Origin of the sequence: Streptomyces sp. PA03-3a (genome assembly GCF_033792735.1) — a bacterium.
Classification (GTDB): Bacteria; Actinomycetota; Actinomycetes; order Streptomycetales; family Streptomycetaceae; genus Actinacidiphila.
Genome location: NZ_JARAVM010000075.1, coordinates 1 through 17,061, shown reverse-complemented (window position 1 = coordinate 17,061; position 17,061 = coordinate 1). Strand labels below are relative to the sequence as shown.

At 66.4% G+C, this 17,061-nt stretch carries 17 protein-coding genes, 1 tRNA gene, 1 other RNA gene and 1 pseudogene; 14 read left to right on the top strand and 6 right to left on the bottom strand.

What is annotated here, in order from left to right:
- Nucleotides 1–714 precede the first annotated feature (714 nt).
- Nucleotides 715–966, bottom strand: a complete 252-nt coding sequence (locus tag PV342_RS40355) for a hypothetical protein (RefSeq protein WP_500321132.1) — start codon at nt 964–966, stop codon at nt 715–717.
- A 553-nt stretch (nt 967–1,519) separates the two neighbouring features.
- Here PV342_RS40355 and PV342_RS40350 point away from each other — a divergent pair.
- Entirely contained in the window at nt 1,520–2,938 is a 1,419-nt protein-coding gene (locus PV342_RS40350; protein WP_500321131.1) for a DNA sulfur modification protein DndB, read from the top strand.
- A gap of 184 nt (nt 2,939–3,122) precedes the next feature.
- Here PV342_RS40350 and PV342_RS40345 read toward each other — a convergent pair whose 3' ends face one another.
- Together PV342_RS40345 and PV342_RS40340 are read right to left on the bottom strand one after the other, a co-directional pair.
- Nucleotides 3,123–3,593: a hypothetical protein gene (locus PV342_RS40345; RefSeq protein ID WP_500321129.1), complete on the bottom strand. Its 471-nt coding sequence runs from the start codon at nt 3,591–3,593 to the stop codon at nt 3,123–3,125.
- A gap of 107 nt (nt 3,594–3,700) precedes the next feature.
- The gene (locus PV342_RS40340; RefSeq protein WP_500321128.1) at nt 3,701–4,606 is read right to left on the bottom strand and encodes a YDG/SRA domain-containing protein; all 906 of its coding nucleotides are present in this window, start codon (nt 4,604–4,606) and stop codon (nt 3,701–3,703) included.
- A gap of 630 nt (nt 4,607–5,236) precedes the next feature.
- On the opposite strand from PV342_RS40340, the gene PV342_RS40335 reads away from it, so the two are divergent.
- Nucleotides 5,237–6,985, top strand: coding sequence for an ATP-dependent nuclease (locus PV342_RS40335; protein WP_500321127.1), 1,749 nt, complete (start codon nt 5,237–5,239; stop codon nt 6,983–6,985).
- A gap of 387 nt (nt 6,986–7,372) precedes the next feature.
- On the opposite strand, the gene PV342_RS40330 is transcribed toward PV342_RS40335, so the two are convergent.
- Nucleotides 7,373–7,816: a DUF6083 domain-containing protein gene (locus tag PV342_RS40330; protein ID WP_500321125.1), complete on the bottom strand. Its 444-nt coding sequence runs from the start codon at nt 7,814–7,816 to the stop codon at nt 7,373–7,375.
- A gap of 187 nt (nt 7,817–8,003) precedes the next feature.
- Nucleotides 8,004–8,762 carry a GntR family transcriptional regulator gene (locus PV342_RS40325; protein WP_500321123.1) on the bottom strand — a complete coding sequence of 253 codons (759 nt, stop codon included), beginning with the start codon at nt 8,760–8,762 and terminating at the stop codon, nt 8,004–8,006.
- Between the two features lie 178 nt (nt 8,763–8,940).
- Here PV342_RS40325 and PV342_RS40320 point away from each other — a divergent pair, with 178 nt between their 5' ends.
- The 10 genes and pseudogenes from PV342_RS40320 to PV342_RS40275 all read left to right on the top strand — a co-directional run bounded on the left by PV342_RS40320 (nt 8,941) and on the right by PV342_RS40275 (nt 15,243).
- On the top strand, nt 8,941–9,270 hold the full coding sequence (locus tag PV342_RS40320; RefSeq protein ID WP_018563359.1) for an SCO3933 family regulatory protein: 330 nt from the start codon (nt 8,941–8,943) through the stop codon (nt 9,268–9,270).
- Nucleotides 9,271–9,273: 3 nt separating this feature from the next.
- Nucleotides 9,274–10,653: an FtsK/SpoIIIE domain-containing protein gene (locus PV342_RS40315; protein ID WP_500321121.1), complete on the top strand. Its 1,380-nt coding sequence runs from the start codon at nt 9,274–9,276 to the stop codon at nt 10,651–10,653.
- 83 nt (nt 10,654–10,736) lie between these two features.
- Nucleotides 10,737–11,409 (top strand): annotated as a pseudogene (locus PV342_RS40310) (DUF2637 domain-containing protein).
- Nucleotides 11,410–11,424: 15 nt separating this feature from the next.
- A complete protein-coding gene (locus PV342_RS40305; RefSeq protein ID WP_500321120.1) occupies nt 11,425–11,604 on the top strand; it encodes a hypothetical protein in 180 nt (59 codons plus the stop codon).
- Nucleotides 11,605–11,606: 2 nt separating this feature from the next.
- Complete coding sequence (locus PV342_RS40300; protein WP_500321118.1) at nt 11,607–11,795, top strand: mobile element transfer protein; 189 nt, start codon at nt 11,607–11,609, stop codon at nt 11,793–11,795.
- Nucleotides 11,796–11,819: 24 nt separating this feature from the next.
- Nucleotides 11,820–12,089, top strand: a complete 270-nt coding sequence (locus PV342_RS40295; RefSeq protein ID WP_500321116.1) for a hypothetical protein — start codon at nt 11,820–11,822, stop codon at nt 12,087–12,089.
- A 95-nt stretch (nt 12,090–12,184) separates the two neighbouring features.
- Nucleotides 12,185–12,367: a hypothetical protein gene (locus PV342_RS40290; protein ID WP_500321114.1), complete on the top strand. Its 183-nt coding sequence runs from the start codon at nt 12,185–12,187 to the stop codon at nt 12,365–12,367.
- A 4-nt stretch (nt 12,368–12,371) separates the two neighbouring features.
- On the top strand, nt 12,372–13,769 hold the full coding sequence (gene repSA / locus PV342_RS40285; RefSeq protein WP_500321112.1) for a replication initiator protein RepSA: 1,398 nt from the start codon (nt 12,372–12,374) through the stop codon (nt 13,767–13,769).
- Entirely contained in the window at nt 13,766–13,996 is a 231-nt protein-coding gene (locus PV342_RS40280) for an excisionase family DNA-binding protein (protein ID WP_500321110.1), read from the top strand. Before repSA ends, PV342_RS40280 begins: the two co-directional genes overlap by 4 nt.
- An 11-nt stretch (nt 13,997–14,007) precedes the next feature.
- The gene (locus tag PV342_RS40275; RefSeq protein WP_500321108.1) at nt 14,008–15,243 is read left to right on the top strand and encodes a tyrosine-type recombinase/integrase; all 1,236 of its coding nucleotides are present in this window, start codon (nt 14,008–14,010) and stop codon (nt 15,241–15,243) included.
- A gap of 79 nt (nt 15,244–15,322) precedes the next feature.
- On the opposite strand, the gene PV342_RS40270 is transcribed toward PV342_RS40275, so the two are convergent.
- Nucleotides 15,323–15,410, bottom strand: a tRNA-Ser gene (locus PV342_RS40270).
- Between the two features lie 72 nt (nt 15,411–15,482).
- Between PV342_RS40270 and ffs the strand changes: the two genes are divergently transcribed.
- An RNA gene (gene ffs, locus PV342_RS40265) (signal recognition particle sRNA small type) lies at nt 15,483–15,579 on the top strand.
- Nucleotides 15,580–15,691: 112 nt separating this feature from the next.
- Nucleotides 15,692–17,061 (top strand): DNA polymerase III subunit gamma and tau (locus PV342_RS40260; protein ID WP_500321107.1); only part of this gene is annotated, 1,370 nt, incomplete at its 3' end.

Below are 17,061 nucleotides of genomic sequence, written 5' to 3'. Positions count from 1 at the left end.
AGATGTCGCAATCCACACCGAGCCAGAAGGCCCTCACCCATTTCAAGATCCCTCAGCCGAGAGATCCGTCACCAACCTCTGTGGACAGAACACCTAGGCGTTGATGAGGCTGGTCTCGTTCTCCGCCGCGTACGCCTCGGCGAAGCGGTCGTAGTCGTTCGCCTTCTGCCCGGGGCCGGGGGGAGCCTCGACGGGACTGATCCAGGACACCGACCCGGGCGCCCGGGGCCCGCCTGTCCGGCGGTCTCGGGAGTGACGGGTCCGTCGGTCGCTCCGGGACTGTTCGACAAGGTTGACCTCGTTCGTTCGGGCCGCGGTGGGTGTTTACGGGAGTCCCGCGAATCGGGCGCTCGGCCTCCCCGGACCGTGAAGAACTTGCCTGAGGCCGGCGTTGCCCGAGACGGAAACCGGGACGGAGAACGTCGAAGGGCCCCACCGCGACCGGTGGGGCCCTTCGACAACGTGCCCGGTGAGGCACTGGCGGAGGATACGAGATTCGAACTCGTGAGGGGTTGCCCCCAACACGCTTTCCAAGTCTGTTGGTGGTTCAACGGGCCTCGTGCCAGGGCGTTCACCTGCGTTCACGGTCGGCTGGCCGTTGCCGCGGAGACGGCTGGGAGCCCTCATTGAACGACCGTGAACCGGGCTGAATGAGACGGAAACTGAGACGGGCGCCGTCCCCTGGTGGCGTCGACCACCAGGGGACGGCTTCCGCTACCGCACCAGCAGCCCGGTCGGCGGCGGCTGGGGGCCGCCCAGCCGGGCCAGCAGGTACCCGCCGTAGGCGCCCAGGATGCTCGCGAGGTACGCGTCGAGGTTCAGGGGGAGCCAGACATCGATGAGCGCCAGGGCGATGGCGGCGCCCACGAGCCGGGTGGCAACCTCCGTCGCCGTGGCCGGCTCCTCGCGGTCGTCAAGCGGGGGGTGCTGGCCCTGGTTGTCGGGCGGGGGCTGAGTCGTGTTCACTTGCGTTGGGCCCCTTTCAAGGGCTAGAGGTGGGGCCGCGTTCGGTTTTAGCGGACAGAGTCGCGGCTTCACCACCTACATCTGATCTTCTTCGCAGCCCCCTGAGAACGGGTTCGTCCCTTGGTGGCCGGTCAGCGCGAGCTTCTACGGGGGTGGCAGGTGTCCAACCCCTCGTTTTTTGCCTGGCGATTTTTTCGACCTCGGCCTTGCTCGCGGGGAGAGCGTAGTCACATGGAGTGAGGCGTTGCAACTACCTAGGTTCGTAGGAGGTGCTCCGACGCCCCGGCCGGGATACGGCTTGGAGGGGCAACACCGTCACGAGCCGCCCACCGCACCCGGGTGACAGTGATCCCGCTCCCTGCCGGCAACGTGTCCGCGACACCTCACCTGAGCTGCGCATACTCGTTATCGCGACCTCCCCCGAGGTGCACTTCGAGCACCCGTGTACCCCACGGCTGGTTGCAGAACACGGGTTGCGAGATTACGCTCGCGACGCACGCGCGTGGCAAGCGAAAAAAAATTTGCCAGGCATAATTTGGAGGGGGCGAGCCCAGTGGCATCCGAGGCGGACATGCAGGCGATGGCCGAGGGCATGGACATGCGCCCGGTCTCGTTCAAGACTCCGGCGTTCCGGACCATGATCGGGAAGATGCCGTCGTTCAACTTCGTGCACCCGCTGCCGGCCCTCGTGGAGCTGCGCGCACGCACTGAGTCAGGGGTGATCGTCCGGAAGGACTTCGACCTTGATGACGAGGAGTACGGCAACCGGCCCATCGACTTCAAGCACGTCGAGAAGATCGCGAACGGGCTCTACGATCGTCCCGACACCCCGATTCAGCAGATCCAGCTCGCCATCCCCACGGACATCGACGGCCAGGAGACGTACCTCTGGAAGTCTTACAACAGCATCTCTCCCGGCGTCGAGTTTGGCATGCTCACGGTCTATCAGGGCACGCCCATGCACATCGAGAACGGGCAGCACACGCTGGAAGCGCTCGCACGGGTCTGGGACCGAGTGAAGGGGGCCTCGTTCGGTGAGGACCAGGAGAAGGAGAGCATCCTGAAGGCGAGTGCCGCTCCGATCCAGGTACTCGTGCAAAGCGACCGTGACGAGGTCACGAGGATGTTTGTGGTGGCGGGGATGACAAAGCCGATCTCGCCCGCACTCATGACAGCACTCGATCAAAGCTCTTACGCGAATCGCTTCGGCACCCAGGTCGGGCGGCGTGCACGGCTCCTCACCGACGAATCTGCTCGTCTGGTCTACCTGCGCTCAGCCGCACGTGAGGAGGCGCTGTACTCGACTGCACACATGCGAGGGTTCACTACCGCCACCTTGATCGGCTTCAGGGACCGCACCCCCGATGCGCGCGAAGCAAATGTGCGCAAAGCGCTCGAGGAGCGCGCCGGAGCAAGCGGCAACCTCAACGATGAGTTGGAGACGGTCATCGACGAGACCGTTTCTTCTCTCGACTACGCATACGAGCGGATTCCCGGCTGGAAGGACCTGCGCCGTTCCCCGGACGGAGCTGGCCTGACTCCTAAGCAGTTCCGTGCGGAGTACCTGCATGGGTCCCCAGCTGGCCTCTACGTGATCGGCGGCGTCCTTGGTGCTGCACGGTTCTGTGGTGTTCCACTGAACGACGTCGTTGACGCACTCGCAGAGCTCCCGTGGCGGCGATCCGAAGGCAAGATCCGCAGGGTGGATGGCGTTGAGCAGATGCAGCATCTCCTCTTCGAGGACACGCTCGTTCGCTTCGAGAAGGGGACCGCCCAGAATGGGGACGTCATCTGGTCTCCGACCACTGCCGGCGGGGCCCGCACTAACTATGAGGCCGCAACGGAGAGGGTCTTGAAGGAGCTCGCGCACGATGCATCCTTCAAGGAGATGTACCACGTGAAGACGCTCGTGCACCTTGGTCTGCGTTCCGCCAAGGGGCGTGGCCGTCCGCGTAAGACGACTGAGGGATAGCGACGATCCTGGGCTGGGCCCTGAGCTTGGGAATCACCGGGCACCTAAGCAGGGGAAGGCTTCATGAGCTGCGGAAAGTCCATCCGGATCACTTCACGACAGTGCCTTCGAGTGACCGAGACAGACCGCAGGTTCCCGGGTGTTCTGGCACGGATATGGCACGACCGGCCTTCCCTGCTGGCGCTCAGGCGGGACGTTGCTGTGAAGCCAGGCGTAGCCACCTCCGGACACCGCGAGTGGGTGCTGGATCGTAGTTGGAGTCGTGCCACAGCCTGCGTAGGTGCGTGAATTGGTACTCATGCCCAGCGTCGGAGTCCTCTAGCGTTTCGTTCCAGAGATGCTCGAACGGCTGGCGATGTAGCTGTGAGTGGATGGAGCTGCTCCAGATGTGCCAAGTGTCTTTCGAAACCCATCCTTGCGCACGCAAATCAGCTTCATCCTCACTAAGGCGAAAATATAGGCGAATTACCGCTTTCTGGTCCAAATCCTCTACGCTCGCGCCGCGTAGGGTAGAAGATGACATCTTGTCCAGCAATGTCCAGTAGCGGGCTACGTACACGTCCTCGACCTGACGGACCCGCTGTATTCGCATCTGCCAAACGGTGATGCCCCAGGCAATCAACGTGGGAACCAGGGCGATGATGAGCGCAACCATGCTGGAGATTGTGAGGTCTGGCTGCCCGTCGCGTCACGATCTGCTTCCGGACCGCGAAGGAACTTGGGGTCGTTGGCCATGTGGGTGGTGGGGCACTACCGAGCGACTCAGCGCCGCCAGCGGTCGCGGTGCTTGGCGACGCAGGCCAGGTTGATCGTGTGCTGCGGGTGGGTGCGCAGCGTCCCGGTTTCCGTCCCGTTCCGGATGATGGTGAGGTCGTCGGTCAGCACGATGGCGCCGCCGTCGAACATGACGTGGCAGGTGGGGCAGAGGCAGAGCACGTTGTCGGTGGTGTCCGGTCCGTTGTGGGGGCTGCCAAGGGCCTGGATGTGGGCTCCCTCGCTGTAGGCCCCGCCGGGCAGGATCACCGTCACACCGCAGATTTGGCAGGCTCCCTCGTGCCACTTCTTGACCTGACGGGTGACTGCCGTGCTCCGAACGATGCGCTGCACGTTGGTGGTGACGCGCTCAGGACTCTCCGCCCCTGCCGGCGGGGTCCCCTGGGCCGGTGCAGGAACGATCTCGGGAGATGCCGGAAGCTCGTGCTGTACGACTTCCGGGGCGGGGGTGTCCTGGTATGCCTCCAGCCTGAACTGCCAGATTAGAAAGCCGTCAACGCCCAGCTTGCTGCCGTAACTGGTGACGCGGTACAGCCCGTCGTACCGGTAGCCCGTGGCCGGCGCGTAGATGGAGCCCTTGTGCGCTCCGCGGAGCACGCGAACGGGGAGACCCTCCAAGTGACTGGTCACCAGCGCCGCGTTACCCGGGTCCTCAAGCGTCTGGTCGTTGACCTGGTTCTTGGACGCGTCTTGTCCACCGTGACCGGTGTAGATGACGACGTTGCCGTAGTCCTCGTCATCCTTGTAGCCACCAGACACGACGATGGACTCAGCGCCGGTCTTCTTGGTCCCACAGATCCCGGCCTGGAGGGGCCGGTGGACACCAGCCTCATGCGCAAGACGACGGCTCTCGTAGGGCTGGCCAACCTCGACGTTGGGCACTTCACCAATCATGGCCAAAGCGTCGCACAAGGCTCCGACAAGGAGGCTACCTACCGGGGCGATGCTGCGGTCAGGCCCTCAGTAGCCCGTCTACTGATCCCCGGTCCGGCTGACCAGCAAGACAGAAGTAGCCCACGGCTCTGACCAGCTCAGATGCCGTGGGCTTCTGTCGTTGTCGGTCGTTGTCGGGTGACCTCGCACGGCCCACAGACGGCCCGGGATCGGGATCGCGCTCAACACGACAATGTGGCAGCGGGCCGATCTGATCTACAGTCACCCCGCCTGCGTCGGCCGGCCGCTGTAGATCCGCAGCACCGGCCCGTTGCGGAGGGTCCAGCCCGTTCGAGCCGGGCCAGGTGGGCTGACATCCGCATTACAGGTTTGGTCCGCGCTTAGCAGGCGCCGGGATGGTCCCCCTCGCTGTAGCCCCTGACGGGCACCATCACGGCAGGGGCAGCACTGCCTAACCTGATGTCGACTCGCTCGACCAGCGAGCGATCGGGTCTGTCACTGGCGGGGCGCGAGGGGAGCCTCCGTTCGCGGAGCCCACTTGGCCACTGTGCAACCTCCCAGTGTCCGATGCGTGGACAAGTTGCTTCAAACGGGTATCGCTATCAGGTTTGGGCGAAATATAGTGAGCGGGTGCTTAAGAAGCTTCGCCTCTCTCACTTCAAGGGTTTCGCCGAGTTTGAGATCAACTTCGGTCGGCAAGCCATCCTCGTCGGCCCGAACAATGCGGGGAAAAGCACCATCATCTCCGCGCTCCGACTGGCGGCGGAGCAAGTCTCCTATGCGCGTCGCCGAAACTGTCAGGACCGCTTCAACCTCGACGGCAACCGGTGGGCTGTCGGGCACCCCCTGTCCAATAGGGTGGGCAACCCCTCTGGCTTTGTGGATGAGAATATTCGCCACGAGTTCAGGGAATCCGAAACTCGGCTCGAGTTGACGTTTACCTCGGGCGCGACACTGAAGTCAATTTGGCCGGTTGATGAACCTCCTTTCTTTTGCCTGATCAAGGGCGATGGTTCGTTCATCAGTACAACGGTGAATGCGCGATCGGCGACTCCCTCGATTGGTGTAGTTCCTACGCTGACTCCAGTCCAGCATCGCGAGCCGATTCTCACCGAGAAATATGTGAGAGAGAACCAGACCACTCGCCTGTCAAGCAGCCATTTCAGGAACCAGCTGTATTATCTCAAGAGGGCCGATCCGGATTCCTATTTCGAGCTGGTTTCTTTCATTCTCGAAAATACGCCAGAGATTCAGGAGCTCGATGTTGAATCTAGCTCAGCTGGGGACTCGGCAGAATTGGATCTGTATTTCACTGAGACCGCCACTCGATCTGAAAAGGAACTGTTCTGGGCTGGTGATGGTCTGCAGATCTGGCTGCAGGTTTTGGCTCATCTGTATCGGCACAGGGCGGCTAAGACCTTGGTCTTGGATGAGCCGGACGTTTTCCTGCATCCAGATTTGCAGCGGCGACTCGTTAACGTGTTGGAAGAGCGTAACCAGCAATGGATCCTAGCAACTCATGCTCCAGAGATCCTGGCAGAGGCCCGCCGTGACTCGGTTATCCTGGTAGATCGGACTCGCAAGAACGCTCGACATCTTCGCGACTCGAAATCTTTGGATCAGGCCACTCATTCGCTCGGTTCGGGTTTCAACCTGGGCGTAGCGCGTGCCCTCCGATCCAAGGTTGCCCTGTTTGTTGAGGGGCAAGACATGAAAGTTCTGCGAAATGTGGCGCGGAGAGTTGGCGCTAAAAAGTTGGCGGGAGAAAAGGAGGTTGCGGTAATCCCATTGGGAGGCTTCGATAAGTGGCCTCAAGCTGGTTCTTTCGCCACGCTTAGCACGAGTCTTCTGGGCGACGCTGTGCAGGTTTATGTAATCCTGGATCGAGATAATCGTACCGACGGGCAGGCCTTTGATGTAACTAGCTCGCTAGCGAGTTCGGGGGTGCGATGCCACGTCTGGCAGAAGAAGGAATTGGAGAGCTATTTTTTGATTCCTGGTGCTATCTCCAGACTATCCGGGGCCGATCTTTCCGTGGCCGAAATGCTGCTAGATGAAGCCATAGGTGAGCTGAAGGTAGACGCGCAGTCGCAATTCCTGTGGCGCCGCCAGACGGATCTAGTAAGCAAGAATGCGCATGCAATGGATGTAACGCGTGCCGCCCTCCCGGAGTTCGACGTACTGTGGAATGACAAGCAAGCGAGAGCGGCCATGGTCCCACCCAAAAAGGTCTTCTCTGTATTGAATGCAAAGCTGTTGGCTGGCGGCCATGGGCCCGTAAGCGTGCGCTCGATCTCAAATAATATGCAAGCTGAGGAGGTTGTTCCCGAATTGAGGGATCTGCTTCTGGAGATCGAAGGTGCCATCGCAAAGTACTAGGTTCATGCCGACGTCGAAGTGGCTTCGTAAGGTCGGCGTGGAGAGGCTTTGGGCTGGAGCTGCCATGGGGCGAGAGATCGGGGCCCGTAAGCTTCCCGCGACTCGGGCAGTCTGTGGACCTGCCCGCAATAGCCCGATGTGGGCCCCGATCTTCGAGGCTCGCCCCATGGTGGCTGCCTAAAGCATCGGAGCGCCGGCCGCCCCAGCCACCGCGGTTCTCACCTCATGCCCTCGGCCTATCCTCGCTGGCGCGCGCCGGCGGACGGCCGTGCCGAGCGGGACGGAGGCAGGAGCGTGGGCGCGGCCGGACGCGGGCCGCGCGCCCGGCGGAGCGTGAGCGACGCCGGGTGTCTTGATGAGGTAGAGAAATCTGTAACAAGATCGGGTTCAGTCGTCTTCTCCCGGCTCACGCTGGCGAGGCAACTGGTCGATAGCAACCTCCTGCTCGACTTCTCTCATGGCGTCTGGGCTCGGGCAGAGAGCTCTGTGAGCGGGCGTGATCACTTCGTCTGGGGTCGGCTCAATGGCTCCGACCTTGACTGCGATGACGTCAGTGATGACGGTTGAAGACCTGGGGTGGATGCTCAGGAGCCGCCAACGGTAACGACGCGGAACGTCCTTTGCTCTCACGTTGACGGTACCGAGATCAACCCATCGATCGTAGTTCGTAGGCGTACGCCTGACTTGCAGTCCGCACGCGCGACAGGTCGGCGGTTCGATCCACCGTGTGTCGTCCTGGTCCGGCTCTTCGAGAGGTTGAGCTGTAGCCCCCTCCGCTTGGGCGATCTCGTTCGCGTAGCGGTTCCAGCACGGCTCGCAGAGCGCGGCCATCAGGTCGATACGCCCCCGCCTTAGCGCCAGACGACTCCTGTCTCCGCATTGCTCACAGACATCCTGATCATTGCCTGTAGACCCCATATGTCGGATTGTGAGCGAACTCGCTCATCCCGGAGTAGAGCGAGAACCCGCCTTTGTGAAACCGACTTGAGCGAGTCGTGTGAGGCTGACGTGCCCGAAGCTACGCGTCGAAGTCGTATTCCAGGATGTAGGCGGCAGAGTCCAGCGTCATCTCGTTGACCTCGACAGGGCGTCCCTCGTCGGCGAAAGCCGTGCGGCAGATCAGGATGACGGGCATGCCCATGGACAGACCGAGTCGGGTTGCTTCGTTTTGCGATGGCATCCGGGAGCGGATCTCTTCGCGGAAGTGCACCGGCTTGGAACCGAGCTCCGCCAGGCGCGCGTAGGTGCCGCCGGGTCCGGTGTCCTCTTGGGTGATGGCCGTCCCCGCCACGAGGTCCGCTGGCAGGTACGAGGTCGATAGAAGGACGGGCTTCCCGTCGAGTACGAAGCGGCGGCTGCGGACGCACACCGCATCCCCCGCGGGCACGTCGAGCACGCCGGCGATGTGTTCGGGGGCGGGTGCCTCGGTCACGGAGACCTGGTCCACCACCAGCTCGCGGTCGGCGATGTCGGCGGACCAGATTGAGCGGCCCGATCCCCACTGCTCCTGGGCCAGGCGCTGGATGCCGCGGCGTCGCAGTGGCCGAAAGTTGCGTACGAAGACCCCCGCTCCCTTCCGGGACTCGGCGATGCCTTCGTTCTGCAGGACGCTCAGGGCCTGCCGTGCCGTCATGCGGGCTACGCCGTGGACGGTCATGAGCTCGTTTTCGCCCGGCAGTCGGTCACCGGGGCCGTACTCACCTGCCCTGATGGCGTCCTTCAACGTGTCGGCGATCCGCTGGTACTTGGGGCGGCGGTCGGTGCCCTCGGTGGTCATGAACGATCCCTCCTTCCTCTCTAGACAGCTTAGCGGCTAGGCGGTCACGCGCCCCCTACGAGATGGATCCAGCCGACATGTATAGAGATGTTGACGTGTATAGAGATGTTGGCTTCACTGGAGACATCTCTAGACAGGTTGCTCGTCCGGAGTAGCCTCACGAACAGGGAGACGCTTCATGCCGTCCTTCAAGATCGACGTTTCGACCGCGGTGACGTTCGTTGCGACCGCGCCTACCCCGAAGCTGGTGAACAAGCAGACCGGTGAGGTGGCGATCGACCGGGAGACCGGTGCGCAGATGATGACCATCGGTCTGCTGATCTCGGACGAGGGTGAGGGCAACCTGTATCAGGTGGCCGTGCCCGCGACCGGGGTGGACGAGACGCTGACGCCGGGCACGCTGGTGTCGGTGATTGGGCTCAAGGCCCGTGACTGGGAGAACACGTTCAACGGCCAGACCCGGCACGGGATCTCGTTCCGCGCGGTGGCTGTCACGGCGGTGGCTTGAGCCATGGTGGATCTGGCGACGCTGATCGAGGTCGGTACCCCGCTTGCGGGGGCTGCTGGTGGCCTGGGCTACGCGAAGGTGAAGGCGCCGGGCGTGTACTGGTCGCTGGTGGGGTTGCCGATCACGATGAGCCGGTTCCACTTCACCTACGCCTCCACGATGGACGTGTGCGGGCTGACGGTGGCCCCGTCCCGGCTGCGGGCGTTCATGGTCCGCACCGTCGGTCGCCGCGAGGTACAGCCGGTGCCCCCGAAGATCCGCCGGGTTGCCGGCTCCGCCACCGGCTTACGCGTCCGCCTGCGTCTGCCCGCCGGCCTGGAACCCGATGACGTCGCCGCGGCGTCGAACCGGCTGCGGCACGCCTGGGGAGTCCACGCGGTGCACGTGGTGGAGATCAAGCCCGGTGTGGTGGAGCTGCGGATGACCGGCTACGACGTCCTGCGCACCGTGCGGATGCCGCGCCGGCTGCCGTCCGGTCCGATGGTGGTGCCGGTGGCGTTGCGGGAGGACGGGACCGCGTTCGTTCGGAACTACCGGGAGATCCCGCACGCACTCACTTTGGGGGCGAATCAGTCGGGCAAGTCGATGTATCAGCGCAGTCTGATCAAGCAACTCGCCAAGCTCCCGGTGGCCCTGGTGGGCATCGACTGCAAGCGCGGTGTCGAACAGACCCCCTATGCGCCGCGTCTGTCGGCGCTGGCCACCGATCCGGACCAGGCCGCTCATCTGCTGGACGCGCTCGTGGGGGAGATGGAGGCCCGGTTCGATCTGCTCAAGGAGTACCAGGGCACCGCGCTGTCCACGCCGGATGAGGAGATCACGTCCGACATCTGGGGGCTCCCGAAGAAGGTGCGGCCGGTCCCGATCGTCGTCCTGGTCGATGAGGTCGCCGAGCTGTTCTTGACGGCGACGAAGAAGGACGAGGAACGCCGGGACCGCATGGTCACGCAGTTGATTCGGCTGGCGCAGATGGCCCGCGCGGTCGGCATCTACCTGGAGATCTGCGGCCAGCGCTTCGGGGCCGAACTCGGCAAGGGCGCCACCATGCTCCGTGCGCAGCTCACCGGCCGTGTCGTCCACCGCGTCAACGACAAGCAGACCGCCGAAATGGGCCTGGGTGACATCTCGCCTGAGGCCATGCACGCCGCAACCGCTATCGCCGCCGACCGCCCCGGCGTCGCCGTGGCCGGGGACGCTTCCGGGGGCTGGACCCACATCCGCACCCCGCTGACCTCGATCACCGACACCGCCGCGGTCTGTCGGGCCCACGCCGACCTGGTCCCCGACCTTCCCGCCCTGGCCCCGTTCCGCCCGGATGTCCCGGCCGTGCCTGCTCCGGCTGACGCATCACCGCTGACCCGGCCCCGCCCGGTCACCGAGTAGTCCCGCACCCCTCGCCCACGGTCGGCGCGGCCGTCTTCGCGCCAGGTCCCTACCCCACCCATCCCTGAAAGGAGGTGACCCCCGTGGCTCGCCCCAACCGCTTCGATCCGGTGCTCATTCAGGCCGTGATCGCCGGTGCGCTGTCCTTCGCCCACCTGCACGACATCGCCGAAGCCGCCGGACAGCACGACTGGAAAGCCTGGGCCTACCCCATCTCCGTCGACCTGCTCCTGGTCGCCGCCTGGCGCCGTATGCGCACCCTGCGCGCCGCCAACCGCCCGGCCCGCGCGGCCTGGACCTGGTTCGTGATCGCCCTGACCGCGTCCCTCGGGGCGAACATCGCCACCGCCGGACTGCTCGACATGAACGCCGTGCCGGCCTGGCTGCGCATCCTCGTCGCCGGGTGGCCCGCTCTGGCTTTCCTCGGCGGCACCCTCCTCGCCCACACCCCCACCCGCGGACGAACCGGCCGTTGAGCCGACTTCGGTACCCGAACCGGCCCCGGTCCCGGTTGCGGAACCTGCTCCACAGGTGACGGTTGAACGGGCCCCCGAGCACGCGCCCGAACTTCCCCCGTCCGCTGCGCCCGCTCCCGTGTCGTCGCCGACCGTGCCGCCCGCGCTGCTGGCGCACGCCCGGAAGGTCGCCGACACCCACCACGCCGCCACCGGTACGCCGATCGACGCCGCGACCCTGCGCACCCGCCTCGGCGTCCCGCCGGCCCTGGCCGACGTCATCGCCGCCCAACTCACCTGACAGGAGGACACCGCAATGCGACCGCACATCCGCGCCGCCCTGGAACGCTCCGCCGAACTCACCCGCAACAACCGCCTGGTCGACGGCATGCGCATGGGCGAGGCCGCGATCAACCAGGCCACCGACGACGAACACCCCGAGATCCGGCAGTGGCTCACCGACCACGCCGACGACTTCACCCGGCGGGAGGGCTGACGATGCCGCGCCCGAACCGCTTCTACGACGTGATCCGCATCGGCCCGGTCAAGGTCGGCAGCTACCACGACGGCCGCGGACACACCCGCCACACCGTCGCCTGCACCGCGCCCGGCTGCGGCTTCTCCACCGACTACCGCGACCGCTCCGGCGCCGAACTCGCCGCCCGCACCCACCGCTGCCAGCCCTGACCCGCCGAAAGGAGATGACTCATCGTGCGCCACCCCGACGCGCAACTGCGGGCCAACCACCGCCCCTCCGAGCTGATCCCGCCCGGCGTCCACCCCGGACAGGTCGTGGTCATCCAGGCCGCGCCGCCCTCCTACGCCGGGAAGATCCTGCTGACCCTCGTGGCCAGCGCCGGCACTGCCCTGGTGCTCGTGGTCCTGGCCTTCGCGTTCCAGATGATCGCCGCCGTTGCCGCTGCGGCCATCCCCACCGTGGGCGGGGCAAGCGTCTCGCTCCACCTCGCGCGCAAGCGCTGACGGGCCCCCGGGGCGGCACTCAGCCGCCAAGCATCGACCGCCCCGGACGCCCTGCTCCCTCTCAGACCCAACGGACCCGAAAGGACTGCCACATCATGCCCCAGCACGCCCTGAGCCGGCCGGTCTGCCGCGACTGCGACGGTTTCCCCGTCGTCGCCATCACCACCGGCACCCGCCTGTCGGACGGCTCCCGCGCCACCCTCCGCGTCGCCTGCCCCGGCTGCAACGGCACCGGCCACACCCTCTCCGCCCCGGTTCTGGCCCGGATCGGGAGGTGAGCGCGTGACCGACATCGCCACCGCGGCGGGCCTGGACCCGGCCACCCTGCGCGATCTGCTGCGGGTGGCCGGGTCGGATGGCTTCGACCGCTGGCAAGACCAGATTCGCCGCACCGGCGGTTGCTCCGACCCGATCCACCTGACCGGCTACACCAAGACCCTCGACCGGGCCACCGGCCACGTCCTCCACTCGTACTCGACCGACACCGAGCCTGGTGGACGGCTGCGTGTCGCGTGCGGCAACCGGCGGGCTTCCCGCTGCCCGGCTTGCGCCTGGACCTACGCCGGCGACACCTACCACCTCATCCGGGCCGGCCTCGTGGGTGACCCGGGCAAGGGCACCCCCGAAACGGTCCGGGTGCACCCGAAGGTCTTCGCCACCCTCACCGCCCCCTCCTTCGGCCCCGTCCACAACCGCCCCGGCACCACCCCATGCCGCTGCGGGCTCCGCCACGGCGAGGACGACACCGCGTTAGGCACGCCCCTCGATCCCGAGTCATACGACTACGCGGGAGCGGTGCTGTGGAACAACCACGCCTCTGACCTGTGGCGGTACTTCACCATCTACCTGCGCCGCGAGATCGCCGCCCGCGCTGGCCTCACTCAGAAAGCCGCACGTGACCTGTCGCGCCTGTCCTTCGGGAAGGTCGCCGAATACCAGCGTCGGGGCGCCGTCCACTTCCACGCCGTCGTCCGCTTCGACGGCCCGGACGGACCCGACTCACCGCCCCCGCCGTGGGCGACCCTCGACCTGCTCACCGACGCCATCCACGCCGCCGCCCGCCGCGTCGCGGTCCCCGTTCCCGCTGCGGGTGATCAGCCTGCCCGCACCCTCACTTGGGGCACGCAGCTCGACGTGCAACCCATCCGGTCCGCCGACGCCGGTACGGACGGGGAGCTGACCGAGCAGGCCGTGGCCTCCTACGTGGCCAAGTACGCCACCAAAGCCGCCGAGACCACTGGCACCGTGGACCGCCGGGTCGGCAACCGCGAAGCCCTCGTACTCCTCGGCGTCCCCCCGCACCCTCGGCGGCTGATTGAAGCCTGCTTCGACCTCCACCGCCTCTACCCGGACCGCAAGCTCCTCGACTGGGCCCACATGCTCGGCTTCCGCGGCCACTTCTCCACCAAATCCCGCCGCTACTCCACCACCCTCGGCGCCCTGCGCCAGGTCCGAGCCGACTACCGCGCCGCCCAACAACGCCAAGCCCTCGGCCTACCCGACCCCGACGACTCCCCGGAGTCCACCACGCTCGTCCTCGCCCACTGGGCCTACGCCGGCCACGGACACACCCCCGGCGAATCCGTCCTCGCCGCCACCATCCACCGCGACATCCAGACCAACCGCGAAACCGCCCGCGAAGCCTTGAAGGAACTCGATGAGGAGGGGACACGGCTGTGAACGAACTGCACGACCTGTCGGGGACGGGAGATCCCACGCTGTTGCTCCTCACCGTGGAAGAGACCGCTCGGCGACTCGGGATCGGCCGGACCACCTGCTACAGCCTCATCAGTTCGGGAGAGATCGAGTCGGTCACTGTCGGCCGGCTGCGCAAAGTCCCCGCTGATGCTCTCCCCGCCTATGTGGCGAGGCTGCGCCGAACCACCTGCACAATCGTGGCTGCCTGAGGGGGGAGAGCATGACGGAACGACAGCGGACACGGCAGCCCAACGGCGCGTCGTCGATCTACTTCGGCAAGGACGGAAAGTGGCACGGCAGTGTGACCGTGGGCGTCCGCGACGACGGCAGGCCCGACCGGCGCCACGTGGAGCGGAAGACGCGACCGGAGGTCACCAAGGCTGTTCGGGAGCTGGAGCGGTTGCGCGACGAGAAGAAGCTGCGGAAGCCCGGCAAGGCCTGGACGGTGAAGACGTGGCTTGAGCACTGGGTGGAGAACATCGCCAGGCCGCACGTCTCGGAGAACACCTACGACGGCTACGAGGTGGATGTCCGTGTCCACCTGGTGCCGGGCCTGGGAGCACACCGCCTGGACCGGCTGGAGCCGGAGCACCTGGAGCGCTTCTACCGGAAGATGCAGGACAGCGGTAGCGCCGCTGGTACGGCGCACCATGCCCACCGCACCATGCGCACGGCTATCGGGGAGGCCCTGCGCCGCGGGCACGTCCCGACGAACGCCGCAGAGATCGCAAAGGCACCTCGTCTCGAAGAAGAAGAGATTGAGCCGTACACGATCGAGGAGGTTCAGAGCCTGCTCTTGCAGGCATCGAAGCGACGCAACAGCGCTCGGTGGGTGATCGCGCTCGCCCTCGGCCTGCGACAGGGAGAGGCCCTGGGTCTGCACTGGGAGGACATCGACCTGGAGACCGGATACCTCCGCACCCGCAAGAACCGCCTTCGCCCGAAGTACGCGCACGGCTGCGGCGGCGACTGCGGCAGGAAAGCCGGGTACTGCCCCCAGCGCGAGCAGGTACGCCGCGAGTACAAGTCGACCAAGTCCCGGGCCGGCCGTCGCACCATCGGCCTGCCGGACCCGCTGATCAAGCTGCTCCGTCGCCACCTGGAAGAGCAGGAGCGCGAAAGGATCGCTGCCGGCGACGCTTGGCAGGGCACGGGGTACGTCTTCGCGCAGCCTGACGGCTCGTCACTGGTGCCGAACACGGACTACCACCACTGGAAGGAGTTGCTTCAGCTCGCGGGAGTACGGGATGGTCGGCTGCACGACGCTCGCCACACCGCGGCGACGGTCCTCCTTCTGCTCGGCGTCGCTGATGTCGTCGTGGACGCGATCATGGGCTGGGAACCGGGCGGCTCGGCCCGGATGCGCTCGCGGTACATGCACGTGACCGGACCCGTGCTGAAGAACGTGGCTCGCCAGGTTGGCGACGCGCTGTGGAGCTCGCCGGATACCAACTGAGACGGAAACTGAGACGGAGAACGTCGAAGGGCCCCACCGCGACCGGTGGGGCCCTTCGACATCGTGCCCGGTGAGGCACTGGCGGAGGATACGAGATTCGAACTCGTGAGGGGTTGCCCCCAACACGCTTTCCAAGCGTGCGCCCTAGGCCTCTAGGCGAATCCTCCGCGGCAAACATTACTAGACCGGAGGGAGTGCTCGCGAACTCGTTCCCGGGTGATCCGATCATGTAGGCTGGGCGCAGCCCCTCACGTGGCGCTATCTCGCTGAAACCCCCCAGGGCCGGAAGGCAGCAAGGGTAGGTGGGCTCTGGCGGGTGCGTGGGGGGTCTTTTGCTGCCCGCGGGCCTGCGGGAACACGGGCCGGGGCGGCCGGGGGAGGGCGCCGGTGTGGGCGCCGTCACATGGGCGGAGCCCGGGTGTCGGTGGGTGCCGATATCGTCGTAGGCGTGTCCCTCGCTCTGTACCGCCGCTATCGCCCCGAAACCTTCGCCGAGGTCATCGGGCAGGAGCACGTCACAGACCCGCTGCAGCAGGCGCTGCGGAACAACCGGGTCAACCACGCGTACCTGTTCAGCGGGCCGCGCGGCTGTGGCAAGACGACCAGCGCCCGCATCCTGGCGCGCTGCCTGAACTGCGAGAAGGGCCCGACGCCGACGCCGTGCGGGGAGTGCCAGTCGTGCCGCGACCTGGCCCGCAACGGACCGGGGTCGATCGACGTGATCGAGATCGACGCGGCGTCGCACGGTGGTGTGGACGACGCGCGTGACCTGCGGGAGAAGGCCTTCTTCGGGCCGGCGAGCAGCCGTTACAAGATCTACATCATCGACGAGGCGCACATGGTCACCCCGGCGGGCTTCAACGCCCTGCTGAAGGTGGTCGAGGAGCCCCCGGAGCACCTGAAGTTCATCTTCGCGACGACGGAACCCGAGAAGGTCATCGGCACCATCCGGTCGCGCACCCACCACTACCCGTTCCGGCTGGTGCCGCCCGGCACGCTGCGCGACTACCTGGCGGAGGTCTGCGAGCGGGAGGCGATCCCGGTCGAGGCCGGGGTGTACCCGCTGGTGGTCCGCTCGGGTGCGGGCTCGGTGCGTGACTCGATGTCGGTGATGGACCAGTTGCTCGCCGGTGCGGGCGAGGCCGGTGTGACGTACGCCATGGCGACCTCGCTGCTCGGCTACACCGACGGCGCGTTGCTGGACGACGTCGTGGACGCCTTCGCCGCCGGGGACGGCGCGGCGGCGTTCGAGGTCGTGGACCGCGTGATCGAGGGCGGGAACGACCCGCGGCGCTTCGTGGCCGACCTGCTGGAGCGGCTGCGGGACCTGGTGATCCTCGCGGCGGTGCCGGACGCGGTGGAGAAGAGCCTGATCGACGCCCCGGCCGATGTCGTGGAGCGGATGCGCGCGCAGGCCGGGGTGTTCGGGGCGGCGGAGCTCAGCCGCGCCGCGGACCTGGTCAACGCGGGGCTCACGGAGATGCGCGGGGCGACCTCGCCGCGTCTGCAGCTGGAGTTGATCTGCGCCCGCGTGCTGCTCCCGGCGGCCTACGACGACGAACGGTCGCTGCAGGCCCGCCTGGACCGGCTGGAACGCCGTGCCTCCGCCGGTGGTTTCGCGGCGCCCGCGGGAGGCCCGGCGGCCCCGATCGTGGAGTTCGGGGAGCCGCTCCCGCCCGGCGGCGGCCCCGCGGCGGCGCGCGCGGCGATGGGCGGACCGGCCCGGCCCGCCGAAGCCGCCCCCGTCCCCGCCGCCGCTTCCGCTCCCGCACCTGCCCCGGCTCCCACGGCCGTTCCCGATCCCACGCCGCCGCCCGC